Here is a 22,335-nt window from a genome sequence, read left to right on the forward strand (position 1 = left end):
ATGGGGGAGGTCAAGGGAACTGCCTTTTTGTTATAGCTGCGAGAGTGCAAGCTCCGCAGTCGCTTTATTGCGTGCCTCGATCTCTTGTCTGCGCGGCATAGGCTCCCAGTCCTTCACAGGATCCAGCCAATGCGTTGGCAAGGGATCGCTGCTTTGCTTGGCCCATTTGTCCAGCCACTCTGCTGGCAGCGGCTCATTCGCGTCAGAATCGCGCAGGGCGGCTGTAAGCGGGTGATCGGACATCTCTAGCCAGACAAGTGCCCACGCCCGTGGAACGACGCGCCAGAGGTCGTAGCCGCCGCCTCCGATTGCAACCCACTTGCCTGCTGTATAGGAATGCGCTAATTGATGGATAATGGCAGGCATTTCTTGATAAATGCGCATGCTGCAGTGAATGTGCGAGAGCGGGTCATAGGCATGGGCGTCACAGCCATGTTGACTGATGATAACATCCGGTTTAAACACCTCAGCAGCTTTGGCAACGGTTTCACGAAAGCAAGCAAGCCAAGATTCGTCTTCCGTATAGGGATCGACCGGAACATTAATGCTCGTGCCATAGCCGGCATCGATGCCTCGTTCATGGACGAAGCCGGTGCCGGGGAATAGAAACTTACCGGTCTCGTGAATCGAATACGTGCAGACGTCAGGATCGGCGTAAAATGTCCACTGAACCCCGTCTCCGTGATGGACATCCGTATCGATATATAGGACACGTGCGCCATACTGTTTGCGAATATGCGCGATCGCGATTGCTGCATCGTTGTAGACGCAGAAGCCGGATCCCCGCTCAGGAAAAGCATGATGTAGTCCGCCCGCCATATGATAGGCGTGATCCGCTTCTCCTTGCATCACCAGATCAGCGGCAAGGACGGAACCGCCTACGATTGCAGATGCTGCTTCATGCATCCCCGGGAAGAAAGGCGTGTCTTCTGAATCCAGTCCATATTGAGCTGCTCGTTTGACGGCTTCAGGAGCCGGCGTGTCGCGGCTTAGCTCGCGTACGGCGTCAATGTAATCCGCACGGTGAACAAGCGCGAGGAGCTCGTCTGATGCTGTCTGAGAAGCGACGTAATATGAAGCTTCGATCGCGTTTACGGAGTTCAGTAAATCATGCGTAAGCGTTAAACGAATCGGGTCGAACGGGTGGTCTTTATTGAATTTATACCGTCCTGCCTCGGGATGATGTATGTATACGGTTTTATCCGCCATGATGCGTCCGATCTTCCTTTCCGCCGCTTGCTGCAGCATCACTAATACATAAACCGCTGCCTGAAACGGACACGGTCGAATTGCTCGATGGAGCTGATAGGTACTTCCTTACCGATTCTGACCATTAAACAATTCGCGGGATGGGCGCATATTTCCGGGTCATCGGTTGCTACCCATTCCATTTCGACGGATTTCATCAGCTTCTCCATCATGGCGCGATATTCCCAGACGCTCAGCTTCGTGCCTTCCAAATCCCAATGCCAATAATATTCCGTCGTATATACGATCACGTTCTCTAGCTGTTCTTGTGAGAATGCTAGACGAATCATCCGTTTACCAAGTCCAAGCGAACGATAATCATCGGACACTTCTACCGCACCAAGTTCGATGAGATCAATCATTCCGCCTTCGGACCAGCGTTCCAGCTCATCCGGATAGTGGAAGGTGACGTACCCGACTATAATTTCGCCATCGCGAGCGGCAATAATCCGTCCCTCCGGCAGCTCGGCAATCTCGATGAGTGCTTTCATTTGTTCTTCCGGTCTGCGAAATGCATCCAACTGCGGATGAAGCTTAAGCCGTTTCAATGCACCCGCGGGCAAAGGCCCTTCCAGGACGATTTCTCGATCATGATAAGGCAATCGCTGCGCCTGCATCCTTTTGCGATGTTCCAATGATGTTGGCTCCTTTCGCGTTCTATTCTACTTATAGCAAAAAAAAGACGGGTTGAAAAGCATGGTTGAACGAGGCCCAGCGTGATATAATATGTAAGCGTATTCCTAAGAGGAAGCCGTTACGGAGGCCGACCTCGCTAGAAAATGTTGCACAATGGGCAGGAGGATGATGAAAGAATGACTAACATGCATCAAGAACGGATTCCGGCTACGGCATCCGGCTCCAACATGACAAGCTACGATGAAACATATGGTAACTTTAGTTTTGAACAGCTTGAACAACAGTTTTCATGGTCTGAAACGGGCAAGGTCAATATGGCCTACGAAGCGATCGATCGTCATGTAGCAGCGGGACGGGGCGGCAATGTCGCACTCTACTACAGCGATAACAATAGAGACGAATCGTATACGTTCCAAGAGCTGTCCAGTCAGTCGAACCGTTTTGCCAATGTACTGCGCGGACTCGGAATCGGGAAGGGCGAGCGGGTATTTATTTTTATGCCGCGTACGCCTGAGCTTTATTTCAGCCTGCTTGGCTCGCTTAAAGTCGGCGCGGTTGTCGGCCCTCTATTCGAAGCGTTCATGGAAACGGCCGTCAGAGACCGCTTGCTTGACAGCGGTGCAACTGCAATTGTAACGACACCTGCATTGCTCTCGCGCATTCCGCGCGGCGAATTGCCGGATTTGAAGCATATCGTCGTTTATGGTGAAGGCTTCGAGGCAGGGGACGGCATCGTTGATTTCAAAGAAGAGATGGCGAAGGCGGCTGATGAAGCTGAGATTGAATGGCTTGATCGCGAAGATGGCCTTCTGCTTCACTATACATCGGGCTCCACAGGTAAACCTAAAGGTATTTTCCATGTTCATAATGCGATGATTCAGCACTACTTCACAGGAAAAGTTGTACTCGATTTGAAACCGAACGATGTGTACTGGTGTACAGCCGATCCGGGCTGGGTTACCGGAACCTCTTACGGTATCTTCGCACCTTGGCTTAACGGTGCAGCCAATGTTATTCGCGGCGGACGTTTCAGCCCGCAGGACTGGTACTCCACGATCCAGAAATATGGAGTTACGGTATGGTACAGCGCGCCTACGGCATTCCGCATGCTTATGGGTGCAGGGGACGACGTCGTTCAGAAATTCGACCTCTCCAGCCTGCGTCATGTCCTTAGCGTTGGCGAGCCGCTTAACCCAGAGGTTGTACGCTGGGGGCTTAAAGTTTACAACCAGCGTATCCATGATACATGGTGGATGACAGAAACCGGCGCACAATTGATCTGTAACTATCCAAGCATGGATATTAAACCAGGTTCCATGGGTAAACCGATTCCGGGCGTTCAAGCTGCAATCATCGATGACAGCGGGAACGAGCTTCCGCCATACCGGATGGGGAACTTGGCGATTCGTACACCTTGGCCGTCCATGATGCGCAAAGTGTGGAACAACCCGGCGAAATACGAAGAGTACTTCCGTATTGAGGGCTGGTACATCTCCGGAGACTCCGCTTATCAAGACGAAGATGGCTACTTCTGGTTCCAAGGCCGCATTGATGATGTAATCAATACAGCAGGCGAGCGAGTAGGTCCATTCGAGGTTGAGAGCAAGCTCGTCGAGCATCCGGCTGTAGCCGAAGCCGGTGTTATCGGTAAGCCGGATCCGATGCGCGGTGAAATCATTAAAGCGTTTGTCGCTCTTCGCGAAGGCTACACGGCATCCGATGAACTGAAGGCGGATATCGCCAAGTTTGTCAAAGAAGGCTTGTCCGCTCATGCAGCGCCCCGCGAGATCGAGTTCAAGGATAAACTGCCGAAGACGCGCAGCGGGAAGATCATGCGCCGCGTACTGAAGGCATGGGAGCTTAACCTCCCGACAGGTGATCTGTCGACAATCGAAGACTAAGCTTTGAACAAACAAAAGCCGCCAAGTGCATCGGATGATGCGCTTGGCGGCTTTCATTGTTCTTATTTAATGCCAACCGGTTTGGAAGTGCTGGATTCGCCAGTCTCATTGACCGCGCTCACTTGGAAGTAGCCTGCGGACATTGGAGAGACATATTCGAACCTAGCCTCATCCGTCGAGCCGATTTTACGGTATCTGCCGTTCTCGGTTGTGCTGTAGTAAACATTGTACTGGAGCACTTGCTCTGATGTTGCGTTATCAGACCAGGTGAGCTTTATTCCGATATCGGTGCTTTCCAGCTTCACATTCACCGGGACGGACGGAGCGGCTAAGCCGCTATCGCCCGTATTCGTTGTTCCCGGATCAGGAAGCAGTATGCCGCCGGTATCATCGCCTGTACCTTGAACGTCCCCTTGATCCGTGAAATCCGGCGTAGGCGGTAGCGGATTGCTGCCGCTTCCGGACGCTACGATGATGCTTGGCGAAGATTCTCTGCCTGCGACATCAACGGATGTAACGTAGTAGCTAAACGTTGCCGAGCCGCTGACGTAATTGACAAAACGGCTTTCCTGCCCTGTCATAACCGGGCTGCCTGTGTAAGTGAAAGGCCCGTCATTGATCGCGCGGTACAACCGATACCCGACGATATCCTTCTCAGGTGCCGGTGCAAATACGATGCGGTAAGCATTTGACTTGCTCACCGTTTCGAGCCGCACATTGGATGGAGCTGAAGGTGCCTTACCGTCTTCAACGCGCGGATCGACGATGGATGGAGCATCCTGCCCTGCATCCGGCGGCAGGTACATGTCCATCGGCCTGCGGCTGTCTTCCGGCAATTTGGCTTGTGCAGCCTCGATTTCCTGCATAAGTTCGTCAAGCGGTTTCTCGCGTTTGACGACCGTGAGTTCCTTAATCATATCCGCCGGAGTGGTAGGCTGCGGAATGTAGTTGACTCCGTTGAACGAGATAACGGCCATTTTGACAAGCGCGTCATCGGGATCCTTCGGCAGGAATTTGCTGTTGAACCAATCCGTAACCAGCTTGCCGTTGCTCCGTGTAAGCTCTGTAGGGAGCTTGCCGCTAACGCTTGATACAGTCGATTTCACGATACCCGATGGCATGCTGAACTGCTTCGTAGGGAACAGCTCAGGACGTTCGTCGGTTACTTCATTCATGATAAGCGACCAGATGTTTTTAGCATGATTTCTACCGTTTTTCGATAACGAGTAGGCTTGCTTCTCATACCCGACCCACACACCAAGCGTGATATCAGGAGTGTAGCCCTCGAACCAAACATCGCCATAACTTTGCGTGGAGCCTGTTTTGCCGACGATTGGGATTTTGCCGTAATTTTTAAATTCAGACATGACCATATGACCGGAACCATTCGGATCGGAAATTACCGTTCTCAGCATATCCGTCATCAGGAAGGCTGATTGTTCAGAGAAGACGCGAAGCGGCGTTGCTTCATGCTTGTATACGACTTCTCCGTTGGCATCGGTAATTTTGCTAATCATATAAGCATCATTGAAGACGCCGTTGTTTGCGATTGCACCGTAAGCGTTGGTAAGCTCTTCAACGGAAACCCCGACGCTAAGACCGCCGATTACGCCGGTCTGCGCAACCTCATCGATTGGTTTAAACGAAGTAATGCCGAGCTTCCTAGCGAATTTCCAAGCCTCAGGAATCGTCACTACTTGGTTGAACAGCTTAAGTGCCGGCAAGTTCAAGGAGCGGTTTAACGCTTCACGAGCTGTAACGAGACCATAGAACTTCTTATTGAAGTTCATGGGAATATGGAAGCCCTTCTGTCCGTCCTTAAGCACCATCGGCGCATCATCCAGCACGCTGGCCGGTTGAATTAAGCCTTTCTCAATGGCAGGCAAGTAAGCAGCAATTGGCTTCATCGTGGAACCCGGCTGCCGCGTCATCTGAGTGGCATGGTTCATCTGCTCGGTGTAGAAGTCACGACCCTCCAGCATGCCGAGAATGGCGCCGGTCTTATGGTCTAGCATAATAGCTGCTGACTGCTCCATGCCTTTCTCTTCGCTGTCCGGATCGTAGTTCTCCGGATTTGTGCCCACTTTATGCATCGCATTGTATACGCGCTTATCGATTGTCGTGTAGATGTGATAACCGCCGCGCAGCAGACGTTCCCTTGCTTCTTCGATAAGTGGTGCATTTTCTTTCTTGCGGACATCGGCAATCGTCAGGTTGGGATCCTGCTGCATGAGCAAAATCTCCGCTCCTTGGCGTTCCGCTTCGAGCATCAGATACGGGAAGGTAGAGTACGCTTTCTCCGTAGGCTTGGCTAGCGAGCCTTTAATATCGAATGCTAGTGCTTCATCATATTGATCCGCGCTGATTCGGCCCGTTTCAAGCATCCGCTTGAGTACGATGTGCTGTCGGTCGAGTGAAAGCGCGAATCCGGATTCGTTGAATTTGCCTTTGCTTGTGAATGCCGTATAGGCAGACGGACGCTGCGGCAATCCTGCGAGATAAGCAGACTGTGCGATGTTCAGCTGAGTAAGGTCCGTAATGTTGAAGATCCCTTTAGCTGCCGCTTTAATACCGTATAGATTATAGCCGCTGTTTCCTGTACCGAACTGTACCTTGTTCAGGTAAGCTGTCAAAATTTCATCCTTAGTCATAAATCGTTCCAGCCGCAAGGAGAGGAAAATCTCTTTCACTTTACGACTGTCTGTCTTGTCCAAGGTGAGAAACACTTGACGGGCAAGCTGCTGCGTCAGCGTACTGCCGCCTGTTTGCGTTTCTTCGTTAAGTATTTTTTGCTTTACGGCGCGCGCAAGACCATTGAAATCGACGCCGATATGTTTGTAGAAATTGTTGTCCTCTGTAGCAAGGACGGCATTCACGACTTGTGGAGGAATATCTGCCCGCTTAATGAGGCGGCGATCCTCCTGGGTACGCAATTGTCCGACAGGTGTTTGTCCATCATTGAAATAGACAAATCCGGTTATGGCGTTCTCATTAATTTTGGTTTCAATATCAGTGCGAGGGCGTACGGGTTCATCCTTGACGAAGGATGCGACGTAACCAGCGACAGTCGCTCCGGCAAACAATCCGATTAATAATCCGAAAATGAATAGCCATTTGAAGGTTACGAGCGTCACGATTCCAAAAGTCCGCCATTTGCTGTATCCTTTTGTTTTCTGTTGACGGTCTTGATTCATAAAATGATTAGCCTCCTCCGATTAACAGTGCTATTATAGCATAAATCGCCATACGGTTTGCAGGGGAGAAAGCGTTTTTGTCTAAACTTAAGCCTATCCAAAGGGGAAGTTATGGACAAAATGCAGTCAAATTGCGGTCAAAATGGATTCCAGTTGACTTTAGCTAAACCTGTATGATATAACCTAAAACAAGAAAAGTTCATATTGAAACGTGTTGACAGGCATCAGTAGAACTGCTGATCGACGATTCCAGAGAGCCGGTGGTTGGTGTGAACCGGTACGCGCTGCAGTTTGAATTACCGCCTCGAGCTGATCGGACGAACGAGGGTCTCTTTTAAGCGTTTATTTAGAGAGACTCTGCCAGTAGTCCGTTTCCGGATAGAATCCGTTATGAAATGAAGTGAGAGCCGCCATATTGGCAGCTGCGTCAGCCCAACTGACACTGGCCAAGCGACTCTAACGAGGGTGGTACCGCGAGCAAATCCTTCTCGTCCCTTGAGGACAGAGGGATTTTTTTTATTTCGCGGAGGGAGTCGATCGTAATGGTGAAATGGGAACAGCTTACCACTGAACAGCAGCAGGAAGTAGAAAGACAGATGAACGTTATTCGCCGCGGTGTCGTTGAAATCGTGCCGGAGGATGAGCTGAAAGCGAAGGTAGCGAATGCAGTTGCTGCCAACACGCCGCTGAAAATAAAGCTTGGGCTTGATCCTTCGGCACCGGACATTCATATCGGACACACGGTTGTGCTTCATAAGCTAAGACAATTCCAGCAGCTTGGTCATACCGTTCAGCTGATTATCGGTGATTTCACCGGACGGATTGGAGATCCGACCGGTAAATCCGAGACACGTAAACAATTGAGCGAAGAAGACGTTAAGCGCAATGCTGAGACGTATAAGAAACAAATTTTCAAGCTGCTCGACCCGGCGAAAACAACCGTGTACTACAATTCAGAGTGGCTTAGCCCGCTGCATTTTGCAGATGTGGTAACCTTGTCGGCGAAAGTAACGGTTGCGCGTATGCTCGAGCGGGATGATTTTACGAAACGCTACCAATCCGGACAGCCGATCAGCATCCACGAGTTTTTCTACCCGCTGATGCAGGGGTATGACTCAGTCGCGCTGGAAAGCGATGTTGAGCTTGGGGGAACCGATCAGAAGTTTAATCTGCTCATGGGCCGCACCCTTCAGAGGGAATATGGCAAAAGTGCGCAGGTTGCTATTATGACACCGCTCCTGGAAGGCTTGGACGGCGTGAATAAGATGAGCAAGAGCCTGGGCAATTACATTGGGATTGATGAGGAACCGAACCAGATCTATGGGAAATCGATGTCGATTCCGGATGAGCTAATGGTTAAATACTACGAGCTGGCAACGGATATGAATAATGATGAACTAGTGGCGCTGCGAGTTGGACTCGAAGACGGAAGTGTACATCCTCGTGATGCGAAGATGAGGCTTGGACGTACGCTAGTCCGTATGTACCATGGCGAAGAAGCAGCTGAGGCGGCGGAGCAGCATTTTATTACCGTATTCCAGAAACGTGCTCTTCCTACTGATATAGAAGAAGCGGCTCTTTCAAGCAGCGCTCTTGAAGAAGGCGCGATCAGTATTCTTAAGCTGCTTACAACACTTGGACTTCAGGCATCCAGCAGCGAGGCTAAGAGGAGTGTGCAGCAAGGCGCTGTACGGATAAACGGAGTTAAGATTGAAGATTGGTCTGCTGCCATTTCACCGGAGAACGGCGACATCGTGCAAGTTGGCAAGCGGAAATTTGTTAAAATCGTCCTGCACTAGCAAATAATAAAGGCTCACCTTGCGAAGCGAATTCGTTGGTGAGCTTTTTCTATATTTCGACAAGGCTTGCCTGAGTTATTGCTGTCAATCGAAACTTATGTGAAGAAGCTGCGTAATAAGTACCGGATGTTCTACTAGAAAATGGTTTATTTTATAAATGAAGGGGGGAGTGCTTTGGAAGGATTATTCATGGGCTGCCTGGTTGGCGGCGTTCTATTCGCGATTGTAAGCGTCGTTCTTGGCGATTGGCTAAGCGCTTCGCTCGATGGCATGCTGGATTTCCTGTCGCTGGATGGGCATCCGATCTTGCAGCCGATGGCAATCGTAGGCGGTATCACGGTATTTGGCGGCGCGGGCTTGCTGCTTGACAGACATACAGGATTAGACTCGATAGTGATCATACTGTTATCGGTTCTATGTGCGATAGCGGCTGCGCTGGGTGTTTATTACTTCTATGTACGTCCGATGCAGAAGACAGAGAATTCGACCGGGTATTCGATGAAAGAGCTTGCAGGGACGATTGGGGAAGTGTCCATCCCGATTCCGGCGAAAGGGTATGGGGAAGTCATGATTCGAGTAGGCGCAGCCCTTACCAGTCATATTGCCTCAAGCCAAGACGGTGTCTTGATCCCGAATGGTTCACGTGTAGTTGTTGTTCATGTTGAAGGTCATGCCTTAATTGTTTCGTTATTGGAGCTGTAATTTACAACCGAGAGGGGATTTTATACTTGATTCCAGATTACTTAGTCATTCCAGCAGTCGTTGTTGGTGTACTCATCGTACTTGGTCTTGCATTTTGGGCACGTTACAAAACCGTTGGACCGGATAAAGCGATGATCGTTACCGGTACTTTCCTTGGTGGCCGAAACGCGGCCATTGACGAGACCGGTCGCCGAATCAAAATCGTACGCGGCGGCGGGGCATTCATTCTGCCTGTATTCCAAAAAGCGGATTTCCTCTCGCTGCTCTCCCATAAGCTGGATGTATCGACGCCTGAAGTATATACCGAGCAAGGTGTTCCGGTCATCTGCGACGGTGTTGCCATTATTAAGATCGGCGGCACAGTAGAAGATGTTGCAACAGCTGCCGAGCAGTTTCTCGGCAAGCCGACAGAAGCGCTGAAAGGCGAAGCGCAAGAAGTACTGGAAGGTCATCTTCGCGCCATTCTCGGCTCGATGACGGTGGAGGAAGTGTACCGGAACCGCGATAAATTCGCGCAGGAGGTACAAGGGATTGCAGCGCTTGATTTGAAGAAAATGGGGCTGCAAATCGTATCGTTCACCATCAAGGATGTTCGCGATAAGCATGGTTATCTGGACGCGCTTGGTAAGCCGCGTATCGCTGCAGTGAAGCGGGATGCAGACATTGCGGAAGCGGAAGCCGTTCGGGATTCGCGGATTCAGAAGGCGAAAGCTGAAGAAGAAGGACAGAAGGCCGAGCTGCTTCGGGATACGAATATCGCGGAAGCGTCCAAAGCGAAGGAGCTTAAAGTAGCTTCCTTTAAGAAAGAGCAGGATTCCGCTAAAGCGGAAGCTGACCAAGCTTACGCGATTCAAGAAGCGAAAGCGAAACAGCAAGTGGTCGAAGAACAAATGCAGGTTGAGATCGTACGTAAAGAACGTGAGATCGATCTCGAGGGCAAAGAGATTTTGCGCCGTGAGAAACAGTATGATGCGGAAGTGAAGAAGAAAGCAGATGCGGACCGCTATGCAGTAGAACAAGCCGCTGAAGCGGACAAATCGAAGCGGATGCGTGAAGCAGATGCTGCGCAGTACAAGATCGAGGCAGAAGCGCGTGCAAATGCGGAGCAGAAGCGACTTGACGGTATGGCCATTGCAGATGCAGAGCGTGCCAAAGGTACTGCTGAGGCGGAGGTTATCCGGCTCCGTGGTTCGGCAGAAGCGGAAGCGAAAGAAAAGCTGGCAAGAGCGTTCGAGCTCTTCGGCGAAGCGGCCGTTCTGGATATCATTGTGAAGATGCTGCCTGAGCTGGCCGGTAAAGTGGCCGATCCGATCCGCGCGATCGACAAGCTGACGATCGTGGATACCGGACATGGGGAAGGTGCGGCACGTTTAAGCAACTACGTGACTTCTTTGATGGCGACAGCGCCGGAAATGCTCAAGAGCGTCTCCGGAATCGATCTGAACGCCTTCGTTAGAGGGTTAACGAACAAATCGCAGCTTACTTCTGATGCGGCAGCCGCAGCAGCAACGCTGCCAGAAGCCCTAGTTCAAGAAGTGGCGGCTAAGTTAGCTAAACCGACCGAATAACGCCATAGGCATAAAAAAAGAGCGGTCCGATTATTCGGACCGCTCGATTTATTAACGGCTGTAGAACTCGACGATTTGTTTCTCGTCGATCTCTTGTGGAAGCTCAGCGCGTTCTGGAAGACGAAGGAATTTACCTTCAACCGCGCCATCGTTGAACTCAAGGTAGTTCGGTAGGAAGTTACGTCCTGCCAAAGCTTCTTTGATCGATTTCAATGCACGGCTGCGTTCGCGAAGACCGATTACATCGCCGATCGATACTGTGTAAGAAGCGATGTCGACTTTCTTACCGTTTACAGTTACGTGACCGTGGGATACAAGCTGACGAGCTCCTGCACGGGAGTTCGCGAAACCAAGACGGTAAACCAGGTTGTCCAGGCGGCTCTCAAGAAGCGCCATGAAGTTTTCACCGGCAATACCTTTTTGTTTCGAAGCTTTGTCAAACAGGTTACGGAACTGTTTTTCGTTCATACCGTACATGTGACGAAGTTTTTGCTTTTCTTGCAATTGAATACCGTAGCCGCTCATTTTCTTACGTTGACCTGGACCGTGTTGGCCTGGTGGGAATGCGCGTTTCAATTCTTTACCTGTACCGCTTAGGGAAATGCCGAGGCGACGGCTTAGTTTAAATTTAGGACCTGTATATCTTGACATGTGTCGTAAAACTCCTTCTTCAAATGGGATGTTTGAAATGGGTGTTTCGCCGAGTGCTGTCTACGCTGCATTGTACAAACAATGAAGTCCTGACAGGTATGTTCAGCCGCAGACCTGTTAGCGACAGTCTCTTGAGGGTGACACAAAACCGTTCCCATGTATTCAACTATAAATATTATATAAGTTGAGCGGTGAATGTCAAGCAAATCGGATTAGAAAAGTGCCAGGGAAATTCATGAATCGTGCCGTTTAAAATGGCTGAATCCTAAGACCTAGCCCTCTAGTGCCAAAAGTAGTGCATTTCAATAATTTTTCAAGTATAGTTGTAGAATGGTAGAAGCAAATATTTACATGGACATCCAATATGGATTGAGGTGATGCTGCGGTGAAATCCATCGATTCTGATTGGACGAGTAAGATAGACAATAAGGCTGACATTCTCTTGAATACGCAGCAGCCAATGTCATCATTTCCGCAAGGTGATATCCATGATAGTGATGATTCAGCTATCATTTCCCTATTAAAGGAAAGCTTCCAACAGTGGTTGGAAGAAGCAAGGACAATGAATTCGCCTTTGCTTGAATTTGAACTTGCCTTACTCAGTACTGCGGGACAAGTTATTGCGCAGCATGGGGAATTCGATATAAACAAGGCTGATCGGATAGCGGTACCGTTGCTTAATCGATCAACTGAACCGCAATGCATGGCGACATTAGTGCTCATCAAACGTGGCACAAGCGATGTGCTTCAATCGTTGCTGCATACGACCGCGCTCCTGATCCGTCAAATGTTCTATCATCGTTTTGATGTTATGGTCGTCCGGGATCTGCACAACAGGCAGAAGCTCAGCGAGAAGGAAGCCCGGCATCAAGATACAATGTTTAATGTAGCCAAGAGGCTGCATGATCAGAATGACGTATCGCTGGTGCTACAAGTTTTACTGCAGGATATGGCTGAATTGTATCCGCTCGCTGATGTTAATTTATATTTGTCGCAAGACCATGTTAATAATGATCCGCGGGTCAAACCGCTTATGCTAAGGCATAGTACAGAAGATATATATGCTCGATCCTTTCTTTCCGGGCAGCCGATTGTCAGTACGGAAGAGAACCGCACGAAGGTAGCCGTTCCGATGAGCGGTAAACAAGCCGTTTACGGTGTTCTTAGCATCGTAATGGAAACGACCCATTGGGAAGACGCCGAAATTCGGGCGCTTGTCATGCTTGCGGATACGGCCGGTTCAGCCTTTGAGAATGCCAAGCTCTTTGAACAATCCAATTTGCTGATCAGTGAATTGCAGCTTATCAATGAATTAGCGAAACGTCTGAACCAATCGCTGCGCCTCAATGAGGTATTCGATTTTGCGATGACGGAGCTGCTGCATATTTTCAAGGCGGATAACTGCCATCTGATCCAATTGACGAATGATAATCATAACTTTCAAATCGCGGCGAGCAATGTGCCTTCTGTGGTAGGGGAGCAGTGTTCCACAGCGTACGGATTTTGCGGCATCATTCATAGCACGAAGGAGCCGCTCATCATTTCGGATTATTGGGCTACACGCGTTGTTGATTCCAAGCTCATGGACGAAACAGGCTCTAGGTCGCTAATTGCTGCGCCGGTCATGTCCGGTGCAGATATTTTCGGAGTGATTATGGTGTCCGACAAGAGCGCAAACTACTTTTCCTACGAGAACTACAAGCTGCTTCAGGTTCTTACCACTCACATCGGGCTTGCGATTTCGAATGCCTCCCTTCATGCCGAAGTGAGACGGATGGTCATTACGGATAACTTAACCGGTCTGTACGCTCGAAATTATTTGAATGAACAGATTCAGTATCGACAGAGGAAAGACCCTTGCGGCTCACTCGTATTGGTGGATATCGACCATTTCAAAAAAGTCAATGATACTTATGGTCATCTTATTGGAGACAGCATTCTTGTTGTCGTGAGTGAAGTGATTCGTTCCTGTATACGGGATAGTGATATCGCTGCAAGGTGGGGCGGTGAGGAGCTTGCCGTGTATTTGCCTCAAATCAGATCGATGCAAGCCTATCGAATCGCTGAACGTATCCGCAGTATGGTGGAGCTGCATACGGAACCGAAGGTGACCGTATCCTGTGGATTGTCGGAGTGGACGTTCGAGGAAGAGAAGATCAGTGTCGAATCTTTATTTTATCGGGCAGATATGGCCCTGTACGAGGCAAAGAAGAATGGACGAAATCGCATCATGATTGGATAGCTTACTATTACGATTGAAACGGCAGCGATTTATGGCTGCCGTTTTTTTTGTTGTTCCGTTACATAAAGACAGTCGATGCAACAGACGCTAAGCGAGATAGGCAGAACGGTATGGGCTGGAGGCAAATCGCATGCAAGTAATGAAATGGATGACATGTTGTTTAATCATGCTTACGGTTATCGGCTGCAATTCAGCAGTAGACAATAAATCGCCGGGAGAACTGCTTTCCCTATCTGTGTCAGGCTTGTCTGGAGTTGACCGGTATGCTTTTACAGGAGATACGGGTATTGGTCTTACCGGATTATCCCCGATGAAGGCGATGACGTTTCAAGGTACGGTTGAGAACCATAACAATGTGAAGGTGAAGGCAAATAATCCGAATTCGCTGAGCGGATCCATTCATCCTCTGGAGTATCTCAGACAGCTGGAGAACAACGCACAGACTACGGAATTGATGCCCTCAGAGTCCGGTAATCGAACCGCGGTATTACGTATTACTTCGAATGAGGCAAAAGCGAAGGCGACGTGGGTGCAAACGCTCCGGGGCGAATTTAGCGCGCTTGAGAAGAAAGTGCCTGCAGCTGCCAACAGTAAGATGCAAAGCAAACGAGCGGCGGCGGGCACCGAGAGTGCGCTTGAGAAAGAGTGGAACGAAGAACTCAGCCGTTCCAAGGCACAGCTTGAAGCGATGCTGTCCACGCTTCGCGTGCAATCCAGCTGCCGCCTGGTTATTGATCGCAAGAAGCTGCTGCCTCTTCAATTGGAGGAGAAAACAACGCTGCAGTACAAAGCAGAAGGACAGGATCGGAAGGAGTCGCGCGTTACGAAGATGGTGTTCACGCGAATGGGAGGCGGCCAATTGTAGCCTTCGTGCATCAGCGCTGGAAAAATGGTAGGATAGGTAGTGAATTTATTAACTGGAGGTTATTGAACAATGCGTGATCCTCGAATGCAGAAGCTTGCAGAAAATTTAGTCGGATACTCCATCGATGTACAACCTGGAGAAAATGTCCTTATCGATATGATTGGATCGGAGCGAGAGCTTGCGAAATGCATCATCGAAGAAGTGGCCAAGAAAGGCGGACGTCCATTCGTTGAGACGAGTGACCGTTCCGTATTGCGCTCGATGCTGATGAATGCAACGGAAGAGCAAATTAAACTGTGGGCATCGTTTGACTTGAAACGGATGGAAGCGATGGACGGTTACATAGCAATCCGCGCCGGCGAGAACATTAACTCCCTTGCCGATGTACCTAGTGACAAAATGAACCTGTACGAAAAATATTACCGTCATCCGATCCACTCCGAAGAGCGCGTGAAGCGTACAAAGTGGGTTGTTCTGCGTTATCCGAACGATTCCATGGCGCAGCTCGCTAACATGAGCACAGAGGCGTTCGAGGACTTCTACTTTAACGTGTGTAACCTTGATTATGCGAAGATGGACAAGGCGATGGACCCACTTGCGGAGCTGATGAGCAAAACGGACAAGGTTCGAATCGTTTCCCCTGGAACGGATTTGACTTTCTCGATTAAAGGGATCGGTGCCGAGAAGTGTTCCGGCCAGAAGAACATCCCGGATGGCGAAGTATTCAGCTGTCCGATTCGCGATTCCGTTCAAGGTACGATCACGTATAACACGCCTTCGGTATATTCCGGCGTAACGTTCGAGAACATTAAGTTTACGTTCAAAGACGGCAAGATCGTTGAAGCAACCAGCAACAACACCGAGAAGCTGAACGAAATTTTGGACATGGACGAAGGTGCGCGGTACATCGGGGAATTCAGCTTAGGCTTTAACCCGTATATCCTGAACCCGATGAAAGATATTTTGTTCGATGAGAAAATCGCAGGCAGCCTGCACTTTACGCCGGGACAAGCCTACGAGGAAACCGATAACGGCAATCGTTCCGCTGTTCACTGGGATCTTGTCCTTATTCAAAGGCCGGAATACGGCGGCGGAGAAGTTTATTTCGATGATCGTTTAATCCGTAAGGATGGACGTTTTGTTATTCCTGAACTCGAAGGCCTGAATCCGGAAAACTTAAAGTAAAATTCCCTTGAAGGAATACAAGAATCGGGTTATGATGAATGAAGCTAGCGAAAGTAACTAAATTATGGAGGGATTCCCATGTCCAATAACGCGGCAATCGTAGATATTTCCCAAACGGCTAACAAATTCCAATCGTCCATTGTACTCCAAGCCGAGAATAAATACATTGACGTTAAGAGCATCCTCGGTCTATTCACGACACTGGTCGGCGGACATTCCTACGAGCTCCACGTCCATGGTGCTGACGCTGAAGAAGCGAAAGCGGCACTGGCAGCAGTGTTTGAGAAACATAATCTTAAAGTAAACGTAGTTGAATAGCAGTTTATCATAATCACATATAGCGCCCCGCCGAGATATCGGTGGGGCGCTTATTGTTTTGACCTTGTACATTCCGTTGTTTTCGACTAATATAAAGAATAGATAAATGGATTAGTATCACGCATTAAGGAGGAGTACGATGTCTTCATCCGATGTTCTTATTCATCTGCATCAAAAAGCGCTCAATCTCCTTCACGAGGATGCCACCAAAATCGAAAAGTTGATCGAAGTGCAAATGGAAAATTTGGCGACGAGAAAATGTCCGCTTTATGAAGAAGTATTGGACACTCAAATATACGGCTTTTCCAGAGAAATCGATTTTGCGATTCGTGCAGGACTTGTCGGTGAATCCGTCGGCAAAGAAATCATCAACAAATTAGAAAGAAATTTAGCGCAGCTGTATGAAGCGTTAAACGGGTAGCCGCGATTTTTCGCAGCTGCTCTTTTTTTATGCAACAAAAAAGACGTACCGTCATCTGACGGTACGTCTTTCTTATGCTAGACCAGGTAGAACGAAATGCCCAGAATGATGTAAACGATCAAGAGCAAAGCGCCTTCATACCAATTCGTCTTGCCGTCCTTCGAGATGGACTTGGCAATAAAGACCGATACGGCAATGGCTGCGAGCTCAATCGGAGTGAACACGATGTCCATCGTAGGTCCGAACAGCGTACTGACAAGAATCAGAACCGGTGCAACGAAAAGGGCGATTTGCAAGCTGCTGCCAACTGCAATTTCGACTGCAGCTCCGATTTTGTTTTTCATCGCGAGCATGACCGCTGCACTGTGTTCAGCCGCGTTACCGACGATTGCAATGAGGAAGGCACCGACAAAGACTTCAGAGAAGCCGAAATCAGCTGTAAACGTATGTAATGTACTTACGAGCCATTCGCTGACGAAAGCTGTCATAACGGTTGCCAGGATGAGGAACAAGACGGATATATTTCTCGACCATGCGGCTTCCTCGCCGTGATCCGGCGTTGTTTCTTCGACATCCTCGAGAATGTCCTTATGCGTAACCATGGAGAAGATCAGCCAGAGCACATACGCGACGATGAGAATTATCGCTATCGTGATGCTGAGGAATTTGGTGCTTTCTACCGAGAAATGCTGATTGGAAATGAAGATCGCAGGAATACCCAGTGCAATGACAGCCAAAATCATTAATGAAGAGTTGTGGCTGGCCAGCTGCACATTGAAGTTCTGCTCTTTGAATTTCAAACCGCCCAGAAAGACGCTGGCACCTAATACGAGCAGAAGGTTACCGATAATGGAGCCGGTGATGCTGGCCTTAACCATATCGAATAGTCCTTCGCGGACAAGGAATATCGCAATGATCAATTCCGCCGCGTTTCCGAACGTAGCATTCAGAAAACCGCCAAGCCGCTGACCGGCGTAGTGTGCGACGCTCTCGGTTGCTTTTCCCAAGAATCCGGCAACAAACAAGATCGCGGCCGCTGAAATAATGAATTCAATGGTCGTGCCGAAATGCGCATAATGACTAACCCCGCTTAGTACAAACAACCCGAGAAGCAATGTAAAAAACAATTTCTGATTCACAGTCAAAGGCACCTCGTTCTTCAAGTGGTAATATTGGAAATCTGTTAACACTATAGCTGAAAATGGCGAATGTGTAAACTTGGTAATCGACAAAATGCAAAGATGATTGACAACTTCTCGAGCCTGTATTCATGTTGGAATACGATAACAGGTAGTGGAACAGATGAGAAGAACATCATAAGTTTTATACGTTATTCTCACGTAAAGCCGCAGGAATATGCATGGCTGCTATTATGCTGCTCGGAACGCTGCTTATTCCCGGCCACCGTTGGTTGGAATCACGATGAGAAAACGATTGTGATTACTTCCAAATCGGTTCGGAATCATACAAACTTCAAAGTAATTGCCTTGCTTCGGATGTGCCGTTACATTACAATGGAAACATAAGGTGAACGAGGAGTGAGTGGCATGACAGAAGAACTTCAAACCGGCATCATACGTATTTCAGACGACGTAGTCGCCACCATCGCGGGACTGGCTGCACTTGAGACTCCTGGCATTGCTGCTATGTCAGGAGGCATTTCCGAAGGGCTGGCGAAACGCCTAAGCGGGAAGAACGCACAAAAAGGCGTATCGGTCGAAGTGGGCCAGCTGGAAGCCGCGATCGATTTAAGAATTATCGTGAAATATGGCATTCCCATTCAAGAGGTATGCCGCCAACTGCAGGAGAATGTCCGCGAAACGGTTGCGAACATGACAGGGCTTCACGTCGTTGAAGTGAACATTAAGGTTGAAGGTGTTGCTTTCAAGGAAGAAGAAGTCGAGGAGCTTGCACGGTTGAAATAAGCATTAGCAACAAGAAAGGCATGCCCCAGCGGGGCATGCCTTTTTGATTTATCTACTGCGGTGTTGCTGTTGCTGTTGCTTCTCCGGCTTATTATACTCACGCGAAATGCTGAGCAGGACACCCATGCTTATTAACGAAACAATGAGAGATGAGCCGCCGTGGCTGACAAACGGTAAGGTTACACCTGTAATCGGTATAGCGCCTGTTACACCGCCGATATTGACGAGTGTCTGAACAGCGAACAATCCCACGATCCCGACCCCGACGATGGTGCCATAGCTATCCGGACATCGAACAGCAACGAGTAGCCCTCGCCAGAGGAAAAATAAATAGAAGAGCAAGAAGAGCAAGCTTCCGATAAAGCCGAATTCCTCGGCGATAATGGAGAAAATGAAGTCACTATAGGGATAAGGCAAATATTTAAGTTTCTGTACGCTGTGCCCGAAGCCTGCGCCGGTAATCCCGCCGTGCCCAAGCGCTTGTAAAGAACGCGATAAGTGAAAGGTACTGTTCTGTTCATCCGAAGTCGGGTCCATAAATGCCGTGAAGCGATTAATCCGGTATTGCCAGTTGTCATGATCGTTCATAATGGAAATACTGGCCCAGGATGCGACAACGGAACAGATAATAATCCCCGCGAGAAACAATTGCTTCAAGTTGGCGCCGCCGGCGACAATAATAATTAGGGAGCATGCGCCGATGACGATGCAAGCACCTAAATCGGGCTGCATCATGATTATTAAGCAAATGATTCCGATAATGATGAAGACCGGGACAAGCCCTTTTTTGAAATCTCTAAACTTCTCGCCTTTCTTGGCAATCAGTGAGCCTAAATAAAGGATGAGACCCAGCTTGACGAATTCGGTTGGCTGAATGCCGATCGGCCCAATGTAGAGCCAGCTCTGCGCACCGTTTAATTCTTTGCCGATGAAAGGGACCAGAATGAGCGTAATCATAACGGGGATGAAGTAGAGGATGAAGCCTTTTTTGAACACGGTATAAGGGATGTTCATGACGATGAACATCGAGATCGTTCCTAAGACGGCCCACATCAGCTGTCGTTTCGTATAATACAAGGCGTCAAAATTCGAAGCTTTCGAAATTACAGCCGTGTTGGAGCTTGCGCTGAAAACCATAACAAGACCAAATCCGACTAACAGCAGCGTGAGCACCAGAAGCAAGAAATCCGGCCTGCCGCGCAGGCCGATTGTCTTTGTTTTCGTCGATTGTGGCTTCATAGCCAGCTAGGCAAGCAATTTCTTTAATTCTTGCAGACGCTGAGTTGCCGCATTTAGAATCGGCTGTGGAACAGGCGATTCATAGTCTAGACCATGCGGGAACGTAGCTCGTCCGATATAAACGGATTCCACTTGCAGCACAGCGTGAGAGGACTCCAGCTTACCTTCAATTGCGCGGACATTGAAGCGCAGGAAGTATTCTTCACGGTTTGTGCGGTCTTCCAGCTTCAGGTCGTACGTAGCGCGGTAATATTCCCATTGCCAGCGAACAAAGCCAAGCTTCTCCGCCGACTCGTCAAGGTGCGCGAGGTCGCTAGTCATGCCGTTCAGGCCTGTATTCTCAATAATCATTGGGTGATCCTCCTTCAAGCTTCAGAACAGGTTTTCTTCTTATTCATGATAGTATTTTTCATGGGCCAGTGCAAGCCTAACTCCAGTAGCCACAAGGCGCAAAAAGTGACATATTTACGAAAAATGTTCCCTAAAATCGCCAAAAAACAAATTTCAGTTCACTCTCTCATTCTGGTACAATAGGGGATAAGTCAATTGTGAGCGAGGGGGTTTGTAAGCGTGAGTATAACGGGCAAGATGGAGGCACAGCTGCAAACTGTCTATCCGAATATGGTACAGTGGCGCAGATATTTGCATCAACATCCGGAATTATCTTTTCATGAGAAAGAAACAGCACGGTGGATTGAGCAGCAGCTAGCGGGAATAGGTTGCGAAGTGAAGACGAGAGTCGGCGGAGGATATGGGTTGGTCGCTTCCATTTATGGCGACAAGCCGGGACCGGTTATTGCGCTTCGAACCGATATCGATGCGCTTCCGATTCAAGATGAGAAACAGACGGCGTACATTTCGACAGTACCCGGTGTTATGCATGCATGCGGCCATGATGCGCATACGGCAACGATGCTTGCCATTGCCCGTTTCTATAGTGAAAATAAAGCACATTTTGCAGGAGAGAGAAGATTGATCTTCCAGCCTGCCGAAGAGGTTTCTCCCGGCGGCGCAATGGGGATGATCGCAGGCGGGGCGCTCGAAGGCGTCGATGCGATCTATGGCGTACATCTGTGGACACCGCTTCCTTACGGTTTATCAGCAACGAAGCCGGGGCCGTTCATGGCTGCGCCTGATGAAATTTATATCGATATCGCAGGCAAAGGCGGACATGGCGGTCTACCGCATGAAACCGTGGATGCCGTCGTGGTCGCTTCGGCGATTGTGCAGGCGATACAATCTATCGTAAGCCGAAATGTGAACCCGCTTGATCCGGCCGTTGTTTCGATCGGTTCGATCCACGCCGGTTCGACGGCCAATGTCATTGCGGAGCGCTGCCGGATGACGGGTACGGTACGTACGTTCACCGATGAGGTCCGAGCATTAATTCAGGGCAGGCTGAGAACGATCGTGACGCAGACAGCGGCCATTTATGGCGCTACAGCGGAGCTGGAGTACCGGGATGGGTATCCTCCGGTTGTGAACGATGCGGACGAAGCGGCAAGATTTTTCAAAGTCGCACCTGAAGTGTTTGGCGCTGATGGCGTACAGGAATCTCCGCTGATTATGGCTGGGGAAGACTTCACCTATTATTTGCGCGAAATTCCGGGCTGCTTCATGTTCGTCGGCGCAGGCAACGAAGCTTGTGGAGCTACCTATCCGCATCACCATCCGAAATTCGATCTGGACGAGCGGGCGATGCTGAAAGCGGCGAAGCTAATGATTACGATGGCGGAAGACTATGCGGCAGAAGCGGAAGGAACATCAATTTCTAATTCATAAAAAGTCGACAAACGGCAACCCTAGTGTTGAAGTCCATGCATGCGGCAGCGTGTTCGTGCGATTCATCAAGGAGGGAACTGCAATCGTGACGCGACAAGTGAAGGAATTAATGTCTACCGACTGTGTGACAGCGACACTGCTTGATAATGTTTATGAGCTAGCTGTATTGATGAAGGATCATGATATTGGCTTTGTCCCGATCGTGGATGGGAAGAAATTGATCGGGGTTGTAACGGACCGCGACTTGGTTGTACGTGGCTACGCCGAGAAACATTCGGGTTCCACTGCCGTCGCGGAAGTCATCACGAAGGATGTTGTGACGATCGATGCCATGACGACGGTGGATGAAGCCGCCAAGCTGATGGCATCCCATCAAATTCGCCGGCTGCCTGTAATCGAAGACGGAAATTTGGTCGGCATTGTTGCCATAGGCGATTTGGCGGTTCGAGAGATATTCGTCGATGAGGCGGGCGATGCTTTGAGCAGCATCTCGCAGGAGATGCTTAACGAGCAGCAAACGATTATCCATTAATGACTGAAGAAGCGATTTGGCGTTTAACCGCCGAATCGCTTTTTTGTATGCATAATCCTGACGGAAACTTTAAATACTGAGGGTAGAAACATTAGGCGACATGCATGCAAAATGAGCGAGTCAAGGA

19 protein-coding genes and 1 other annotated feature are annotated in these 22,335 nt (G+C 49.4%); of the genes, 12 read left to right on the plus strand and 7 right to left on the minus strand.

What is annotated here, in order from left to right:
• Window positions 1-30: 30 nt before the first annotated feature.
• Window positions 31-1,209 carry an acetoin utilization protein AcuC gene (locus AC6ESO_RS02245; RefSeq protein WP_497089976.1) on the minus strand — a complete coding sequence of 393 codons (1,179 nt, stop codon included), beginning with the start codon at window positions 1,207-1,209 and terminating at the stop codon, window positions 31-33.
• A 41-nt stretch (window positions 1,210-1,250) separates the two neighbouring features.
• Window positions 1,251-1,883: a GNAT family N-acetyltransferase gene (locus tag AC6ESO_RS02250; protein WP_497089977.1), complete on the minus strand. Its 633-nt coding sequence runs from the start codon at window positions 1,881-1,883 to the stop codon at window positions 1,251-1,253.
• 177 nt (window positions 1,884-2,060) lie between these two features.
• Between AC6ESO_RS02250 and acsA the strand changes: the two genes are divergently transcribed.
• On the plus strand, window positions 2,061-3,785 hold the full coding sequence (gene acsA / locus AC6ESO_RS02255) for an acetate--CoA ligase (protein WP_497089978.1): 1,725 nt from the start codon (window positions 2,061-2,063) through the stop codon (window positions 3,783-3,785).
• A 62-nt stretch (window positions 3,786-3,847) separates the two neighbouring features.
• On the opposite strand, the gene AC6ESO_RS02260 is transcribed toward acsA, so the two are convergent.
• The gene (locus AC6ESO_RS02260; RefSeq protein ID WP_497089979.1) at window positions 3,848-6,979 is read right to left on the minus strand and encodes a transglycosylase domain-containing protein; all 3,132 of its coding nucleotides are present in this window, start codon (window positions 6,977-6,979) and stop codon (window positions 3,848-3,850) included.
• A gap of 205 nt (window positions 6,980-7,184) precedes the next feature.
• Window positions 7,185-7,478, plus strand: a binding site (T-box leader).
• A 46-nt stretch (window positions 7,479-7,524) separates the two neighbouring features.
• Between AC6ESO_RS02260 and tyrS the strand changes: the two genes are divergently transcribed.
• The 3 genes from tyrS (at window position 7,525) to floT (ending at window position 11,048) form a co-directional block, all read left to right on the plus strand.
• Window positions 7,525-8,778, plus strand: a complete 1,254-nt coding sequence (gene tyrS, locus AC6ESO_RS02265; protein WP_497090475.1) for a tyrosine--tRNA ligase — start codon at window positions 7,525-7,527, stop codon at window positions 8,776-8,778.
• Window positions 8,779-8,952: 174 nt separating this feature from the next.
• Window positions 8,953-9,480 (plus strand): NfeD family protein, encoded by a 528-nt coding sequence (locus AC6ESO_RS02270; RefSeq protein ID WP_497089980.1) that lies wholly within the window; start codon window positions 8,953-8,955, stop codon window positions 9,478-9,480.
• Between the two features lie 29 nt (window positions 9,481-9,509).
• Window positions 9,510-11,048: a flotillin lipid rafts scaffold protein FloT gene (gene floT / locus AC6ESO_RS02275; RefSeq protein ID WP_497090476.1), complete on the plus strand. Its 1,539-nt coding sequence runs from the start codon at window positions 9,510-9,512 to the stop codon at window positions 11,046-11,048.
• Between the two features lie 51 nt (window positions 11,049-11,099).
• Here the strand turns inward: floT and rpsD are convergent, their stop codons facing one another.
• On the minus strand, window positions 11,100-11,699 hold the full coding sequence (gene rpsD / locus AC6ESO_RS02280) for a 30S ribosomal protein S4 (protein ID WP_494817172.1): 600 nt from the start codon (window positions 11,697-11,699) through the stop codon (window positions 11,100-11,102).
• A 385-nt stretch (window positions 11,700-12,084) separates the two neighbouring features.
• Between rpsD and AC6ESO_RS02285 the strand changes: the two genes are divergently transcribed.
• From AC6ESO_RS02285 to AC6ESO_RS02305, 5 genes are all read left to right on the plus strand, one after another.
• Window positions 12,085-13,941, plus strand: a complete 1,857-nt coding sequence (locus AC6ESO_RS02285) for a sensor domain-containing diguanylate cyclase (protein WP_497089981.1) — start codon at window positions 12,085-12,087, stop codon at window positions 13,939-13,941.
• Window positions 13,942-14,071: 130 nt separating this feature from the next.
• Window positions 14,072-14,806, plus strand: coding sequence for a hypothetical protein (locus AC6ESO_RS02290; protein ID WP_497089982.1), 735 nt, complete (start codon window positions 14,072-14,074; stop codon window positions 14,804-14,806).
• Between the two features lie 69 nt (window positions 14,807-14,875).
• Entirely contained in the window at window positions 14,876-15,991 is a 1,116-nt protein-coding gene (locus AC6ESO_RS02295) for an aminopeptidase (protein ID WP_497089983.1), read from the plus strand.
• A gap of 78 nt (window positions 15,992-16,069) precedes the next feature.
• Window positions 16,070-16,309, plus strand: coding sequence for an HPr family phosphocarrier protein (locus AC6ESO_RS02300; RefSeq protein ID WP_091215406.1), 240 nt, complete (start codon window positions 16,070-16,072; stop codon window positions 16,307-16,309).
• Between the two features lie 139 nt (window positions 16,310-16,448).
• Complete coding sequence (locus AC6ESO_RS02305; protein WP_475780457.1) at window positions 16,449-16,730, plus strand: Fpa/YlaN family protein; 282 nt, start codon at window positions 16,449-16,451, stop codon at window positions 16,728-16,730.
• Window positions 16,731-16,807: 77 nt separating this feature from the next.
• On the opposite strand, the gene cax is transcribed toward AC6ESO_RS02305, so the two are convergent.
• The gene (cax, locus tag AC6ESO_RS02310) at window positions 16,808-17,869 is read right to left on the minus strand and encodes a calcium/proton exchanger (RefSeq protein WP_494817176.1); all 1,062 of its coding nucleotides are present in this window, start codon (window positions 17,867-17,869) and stop codon (window positions 16,808-16,810) included.
• A 408-nt stretch (window positions 17,870-18,277) separates the two neighbouring features.
• On the opposite strand from cax, the gene AC6ESO_RS02315 reads away from it, so the two are divergent.
• Window positions 18,278-18,655, plus strand: coding sequence for an Asp23/Gls24 family envelope stress response protein (locus AC6ESO_RS02315; protein WP_090978210.1), 378 nt, complete (start codon window positions 18,278-18,280; stop codon window positions 18,653-18,655).
• Between the two features lie 48 nt (window positions 18,656-18,703).
• On the opposite strand, the gene ftsW is transcribed toward AC6ESO_RS02315, so the two are convergent.
• Window positions 18,704-19,894, minus strand: coding sequence for a putative lipid II flippase FtsW (ftsW, locus tag AC6ESO_RS02320; RefSeq protein ID WP_497089984.1), 1,191 nt, complete (start codon window positions 19,892-19,894; stop codon window positions 18,704-18,706).
• A gap of 6 nt (window positions 19,895-19,900) precedes the next feature.
• Window positions 19,901-20,245, minus strand: a complete 345-nt coding sequence (locus AC6ESO_RS02325) for a YugN family protein (protein ID WP_494817178.1) — start codon at window positions 20,243-20,245, stop codon at window positions 19,901-19,903.
• A gap of 219 nt (window positions 20,246-20,464) precedes the next feature.
• On the opposite strand from AC6ESO_RS02325, the gene AC6ESO_RS02330 reads away from it, so the two are divergent.
• Entirely contained in the window at window positions 20,465-21,676 is a 1,212-nt protein-coding gene (locus tag AC6ESO_RS02330; protein ID WP_497089985.1) for an amidohydrolase, read from the plus strand.
• A gap of 85 nt (window positions 21,677-21,761) precedes the next feature.
• Window positions 21,762-22,208: a CBS domain-containing protein gene (locus AC6ESO_RS02335; protein ID WP_497089986.1), complete on the plus strand. Its 447-nt coding sequence runs from the start codon at window positions 21,762-21,764 to the stop codon at window positions 22,206-22,208.
• Window positions 22,209-22,335: the final 127 nt, after the last annotated feature.

The sequence above is a fragment of the Paenibacillus rhizoryzae genome (assembly GCF_059686995.1).